Source organism: Bacteroides sp. AM37-9 (assembly GCF_003603455.1).
Classification (GTDB): domain Bacteria; phylum Bacteroidota; class Bacteroidia; order Bacteroidales; family Bacteroidaceae; genus Bacteroides; species Bacteroides xylanisolvens.
Genome location: NZ_QTNF01000019.1, coordinates 108,960 through 115,092, shown reverse-complemented (window position 1 = coordinate 115,092; position 6,133 = coordinate 108,960). Strand labels below are relative to the sequence as shown.

General features: G+C 37.4%; 4 protein-coding genes. All 4 read left to right on the top strand.

Annotated elements, in window-relative coordinates; all coding sequences use genetic code 11:
• Window positions 1-89 precede the first annotated feature (89 nt).
• From DW862_RS14590 to DW862_RS14575, 4 genes are read left to right on the top strand one after another with little or no spacing between them, the layout of a single operon-like run.
• Window positions 90-2,096: a TonB-dependent receptor gene (locus tag DW862_RS14590; RefSeq protein WP_120068987.1), complete on the top strand. Its 2,007-nt coding sequence runs from the start codon at window positions 90-92 to the stop codon at window positions 2,094-2,096.
• Complete coding sequence (locus tag DW862_RS14585) at window positions 2,093-3,253, top strand: DUF5074 domain-containing protein (RefSeq protein WP_120068983.1); 1,161 nt, start codon at window positions 2,093-2,095, stop codon at window positions 3,251-3,253. Before DW862_RS14590 ends, DW862_RS14585 begins: the two co-directional genes overlap by 4 nt.
• A 20-nt stretch (window positions 3,254-3,273) precedes the next feature.
• The gene (locus DW862_RS14580) at window positions 3,274-4,590 is read left to right on the top strand and encodes a PKD-like domain-containing protein (RefSeq protein ID WP_120068980.1); all 1,317 of its coding nucleotides are present in this window, start codon (window positions 3,274-3,276) and stop codon (window positions 4,588-4,590) included.
• 30 nt (window positions 4,591-4,620) lie between these two features.
• The gene (locus DW862_RS14575; RefSeq protein WP_004313554.1) at window positions 4,621-5,922 is read left to right on the top strand and encodes a DUF5074 domain-containing protein; all 1,302 of its coding nucleotides are present in this window, start codon (window positions 4,621-4,623) and stop codon (window positions 5,920-5,922) included.
• Window positions 5,923-6,133: the final 211 nt, after the last annotated feature.

The window sequence follows — 6,133 nt, the reverse complement described above, 5'->3', positions numbered from 1 at the left end:
TCACTTTAAAGAAAGCTACAAATAGTTACCCCCAAGAAATTGCGGGTGAGCCTGAAAGTTTATTATTTAAATTAATAAACAGGAGGATTATGTTCAGGCAGATTCATTTTAGAGTATTTTGGATAGGATGCTTTTTGAGCATGTTTTTATTACTATCAGCACAAAGTAAACTGGATAGCTTACACCATCTTCATGAAGTAGTAATTACTGCTAAAATTAATAAGGAAGTGATTCCGGTGCAGTCTTTATCTGGTGATAAGTTAGAAAAATTAGCCGTACATTCGGTTGCAGATGCCATACGCTATTTTTCGGGAGTACAAATAAAGGATTACGGTGGAATAGGAGGATTGAAGACCGTAAATATCCGAAGTATGGGGACGAATCATGTCGGAGTGTTCTATGATGGCATTGAATTGGGGAATGCACAGAATGGAGTGATTGATTTGGGACGCTTTTCTTTGGATAATATGGAGGCCGTTACTTTATATAATGGGCAGAAAAGTGCTATTTTCCAGCCGGCGAAAGATTTCGGTTCTGCCGGTTCTATTTATCTTCAGTCGAGAACGCCTGTTTTTCAGGCGAATAAGGCTTATCATGTAAAAGCTGCTTTTAAAACAGGTTCCTTTGGCGTTGTCAATCCATCTCTACTTTGGGAACAGAAACTAAGTGAGAATGTAAGTGCGTCACTTAGTACTGAATATATGTATACCACCGGAAAGTATAAATTTACTTATGCAGTAGCTGGGGGATACGATACTACGGCAGTCCGCCGTAATGGCGATGTGAATGCTTTACGCACGGAAGGTGGTTTATATGGTAAAATAAAAGGCGGTTACTGGCGCACAAAAGCTTATTTTTATAATTCAGAACGTGGGTATCCCGGTGCTGTTGTGCGGAATCGTTTTTCACATGAAGATCGCCAATGGGATACCAATTTCTTTCTTCAGTCTTCTTTCAAGAAAGATTTTGGTGAAGCATATAGTCTGTTGTTGAATACCAAATATGCATATGATTATTTACACTATTTGGCAGATCCCAGAAAAGAGGAGGCTACTATGTATGTAAATAATACATATCGTCAACAGGAGGTTTACTTGTCAATGGCTAATAGAGTCACTGTTCTTCCTTTTTGGAATATAAATCTTTCAGTGGACTACCAGTGGAATAAGTTGAATGCCAATCTGACTGATTTCCCTTATCCACGGCGAAATACGACGTTGGTGGCAGCGGCTACCTCTTTGCATTTTGATCGTTTTAAGTTTCAGGCTAGTGTCTTGGGAACTTTCGTGCATGAGAACGTTGCTTCGGATACTACTTCAGCTGGGAATAAAATGGAATTTACTCCTACTGCCATCGCTTCCTATAAACCTTTCAAGAATATTGATTTTAATTTGCGTGCCTTTTATAAGCGGATATTTCGTATGCCGACTTTAAATGATTTGTATTATACATTCATAGGAAATATCAAATTAAAACCAGAATATACAAATCAGTATAATATTGGATTCACTTATCAGAAGTTATTTACCGGAACATGGTTGCAAGCCTTGAATGTTCAGTTGGATGCATATTATAATGAAGTGGAAAATAAAATAATAGCTACTCCTACCAATAATTTCTTTCGTTGGACAATGATTAATTTGGGGCTTGTTGAAATAAAAGGAGTGGATGTTGTTTTACAAGGAGGCTGGAAATTAGGTGATAATTGGACCTTTGACAGCCGCTTATCATATACTTATCAGAAAGCACAGGATTTTACTGATAAGTTGGATGAGGATACATATGGAGGACAAATATCGTATATACCTTGGCATAGTGGCTCGGCTATACTAAATGCTGAATATAAATCATGGGAACTAAACTATAGTTTTATATATATAGGTGAGCGCTATGGTATTTCGGCCAATACTCCGCATAATTATTATCTTCCCTGGTATACAAGTGACGTGTCTCTGGCAAAGAAATTCAATTGGAAAAAGAAGGATTTCAAGTTGGCTTTGGAAGTCAATAATATTTTAAATCAACAATATGAAGTGGTGAGGGCTTATCCGATGCCAGGAACTAACTTTAAATTCATTTTAAACTTAACTATATGATTGTGAATAATATTTTTTCACGCATCTTGTTTGGAATATTAGCAAGTTGCTGTTTGCTGGCTTGCCGGGGAGAGCTTCCGGTTTTACCGTCTGATGAGATAGAAGTCGGTAAGGATCCTTTAGGGGGTGTTCATATTAAAGGAATGTATCTTCTCAATGAAGGAAATATGGGTAGTAATAAGTGTACACTTGATTTTTATGACAGTACTACCGGTAAGTATCATCGTAATATTTATGCTGAACGGAATCCATCTGTAGTGAAGGAGCTGGGAGATGTTGGAAATGATTTGCAGATTTATGGAGACAAGTTGTATGCTGTAATCAATTGTTCCAATTTTATAGAGGTGATGGATGTGGAAACTGCACAACATTTGGGGCAAATAGATGTGGTTAATTGCCGTTATATCACTTTTAGTAATGGAAAGGCGTATGTCAGTTCGTACGCGGGGCCTGTTGGGATAGATCCCAATGCGCGTCCGGGAAAAGTGGTTGAAGTGGATACGACAAATTTAGCTATCACCCGTGAAGTGGTAGTCGGTTATCAACCGGAAGAGATGGTGATAAAGGATGGAAAACTTTATGTTGCCAATTCTGGCGGATATCGTTTCCCTGATTATGACCGGACTGTATCGGTTATTGATTTGAAGACTTTTCAGGTTATTAAAACAATTGATGTAGCTATTAATCTTCACCATATGAAGTTGGATCGTTATGGACGTATATATGTTAGCTCGCGAGGGGATTATTATGGAACCGGATCAAATGTCTTTGTTATAGATACTCAAACGGATCGTGTGACAGGAAGCTTGGGTATTGCCGCGAGTGAAATGTGTTTAAGTGGGGACTCTATTTACATGACTAGTGTAGAATGGAGTTACGTTACAGAAAGTAATACAATTACTTATGCTCTCTATGACGTGAAACAAAATAAAATGGTCTCTCGCAATTTTATAACCGATGGAACAGAGGCGGAAATAGCAATTCCGTATGGGGTGACTGTGAACCCGGAGACGAAAGAAATATTTGTAACAGATGCAAAAAGTTATGTCGTGCCTGGTTATCTCTATTGTTTTAGTCCTGAAGGAAAGAAAAGATGGAAAGTCAGGGCAGGCGATATACCGGCTCATTTTGCTTTTACAACGAAAACATTTCAATAACTAACTGATATTTAATAAAAATGGACAAAAAGATTTTAAGACTAACATTAGTCGTTGCAGTTTCTTTATTTTGGGGAACTGCATTTACAGGGTGTAGTGATGAAGAAAATACTCCGGCGGCTTATCAACTAAAGAAGGAGGATATTCGTGTATCACAACCGGAGGGTGGTTTTGCGGTTGTGATAGATCAACTACTAAAAGTGCAGGTTGAAAGTGAATCAGACGAAGGAATCTCTTATGTGTGGTTGTTGGATGGTACTGAAATTGCTCAGACGAAAGGCTTGGAGTATATGTTTGAAGAGGTGGGAGAATACGAATTGACATTACGTGTGTCACAGGGAGAGAGTCGTTTTGATTATCCCTTTACGGTTACAGTAACTTTTGAAAACATAGAACCAGCTCCTGAAGGAGCGACAGCTTATGTTACTAAAGTTTTTGATTTTGTTCCGGCTGTCGGACAATTTACTAATACATTGCCGGTATATAAAGAAGGTGATACACAGGAGGCTATGAATGAAAAAGTATTGGCAGCCATTGGCAATAATAAAAAAGGAATGATTTCGTTAGGGGGATTCGGAGGATATGTTGTAGTCGGTTTTGACCATACGATAACCAATGTTACCGGGAAACGTGATTTTCGGGTACTTGGCAATGCTTTTTATTCTGCGGCTAATCCAGACTCTGGCGCGCCAGAAGGAGGAAGTTGTGAACCGGGAGTTATCATGGTGGCTTATGATAAAAATCAGAATGGGAGACCGGATGATGATGAATGGTATGAAATTGCTGGTAGTGCTCATGAAGATGCTACATTAGAATTATGGTATGATAAGGCTGTCGCTGCCGGGAATGATGTGAAGACTTATCGAAATTATGAAATTACTTACTATCGGCCGGAAAAAGAACCGATAACTGCGGAAGAAAGAGAAATGTATATTCGCTGGGAAGATAACCAGGGAAAATCTGGATATAAAGTGAAGAATACATTTCATAATCAATGCTATTACCCGGAATGGATAAAGGAAGATAAAGTAACATTTAAGGGAACTTGTTTGCCTCAAAATGCTGTTGATGAGAGTGGACAAGGAAGTTATTTTGTTTTGTATAAATTCCGATATGGTTATGCTGATAATGAATTGAATAGTAAGGATGAATCTGCTATTGATATAGATTGGGCAGTAAATTCGAAAGGTCAAAAAGTACACCTGCCAGGAGTCGATTTCATAAAGATATATACTGGTGTCAATCAGGAAAACGGTTGGCTGGGTGAATGTTCTACTGAAATATCAGGGGTTGAGGATTTACATGTTTTAGGAGTTGATATTGATACTCGCAAATAAGCTAAGAAATAATTGAAAATAAAAGTAAGAATGAGAAAGTTTTTAGTATTGGCAACTGTTGCCTTGGGATTTGTTTTTACAGCGTGTGATGATGAAGATAATTTGAATTCGTCTGTATTAATCGGAAATAAGTCGGGAAGTAATGTGATAGTGCAATTAGATACCTTGTATCTGGATGCCCGGGCTGAAAATCTGTCCGGAACGATGGAGTATTTATGGACAGTAGATGGGAAAGAAGTCTCAACCGCTTCAACATATAAGTTTTCACAACCTAAGACTGGAGAGTATGTTATAGGGTTGACTGTGTCGGATGGCAATGGAGAAACTCTTCAAACGAATATAACTGCCAAGGTAGAAGGTCGGTTTGGAAAAGGAACTTTTATTTTGAATGAAGGAAATATGAGTAATGAAACCGGAACTTTGACCTTTGTGGATTCAAAAGGAACAGCGATGGATAGTGCATACTATCGGGTAAATCAAACTTTACTCGGTAATGTCTGCCAGGATTTGTTCATTAGTGATAGTAAAATTTATGTACTTTCTCAAAATGGAGCAAAGAATGGTGGCGAGGGATTACTGACTATTGCTAATGCGGATAATTTAGAGAAAGAAAGAATTTATGATAATGCTACTTTGTCTTGGCCTACTAATTTAGCGGTAATAAAAGAGGCTCTTTATATTCGTGATAATAAAGGTGTCTATATGCTAAATACTTCTACAGATGCTTTGACTTTTGTCGAGGGTACTGGCGGAGCCTTGAAAAATCGTATGGCTGTGGTTGGAGAAAAAGTTTTTGTGATGGGTAGTAAGAAGCTTTTTGTTATTCAGAATGGAACAGTTATACATACTATTCCTTTTGAAAGTGCCTTGTCTGGTATCGCGAAGGCATATGATGAAAACTTATGGGTATCATGTACAAATCCGGCAAGTATTAATAAAGTTAATCCTCTTGATTATACGGTTGAGTCTCATGCTTTAGATGTTAGTATTGGCGCCGGTTGGGGTGTTGCTCCTGCTTTTTCTGCGAAAGATGATATTGTTTATTTCAGTAATGCAGGCTTTAATCTGTATCGACATATTTTCTCTCAAAATAAGACGGAAAAAGTTGCTAATATCAAAGATTATGTAGAAGATGCCGGAACATATTACAATAGCTTAGGTGTTGATCCGGTAAGTGGAGAGGTTTATTTTGCGACTTTAAAGGGATTTTCAGAGTACAAAATAAATGATATTGCCATATTTGATTTTACTAAAACACCAGCTTTACAGGCTGACATTAAAAATAAGAATAGTTTTCCGGCAGGAGTTTTCTTTACGGAGAATTTTAAGTGATAGATTTAACTCTATAATCTATCATTTTTATTGATGAGGACTTTCTCATTCAATCAAAAAATGTCCTTTTAAAAAGAGTATGTTTTTTGATTGATGGGAAAGTCTTTTTTTTAGATTATACTGTGACCTTGTGTGATTGGAATGTAATAAGTTTTAATAAAATGAATAAAGTGATATACTTTCAGGAAAACTCCTTAAATTTACCTCCACA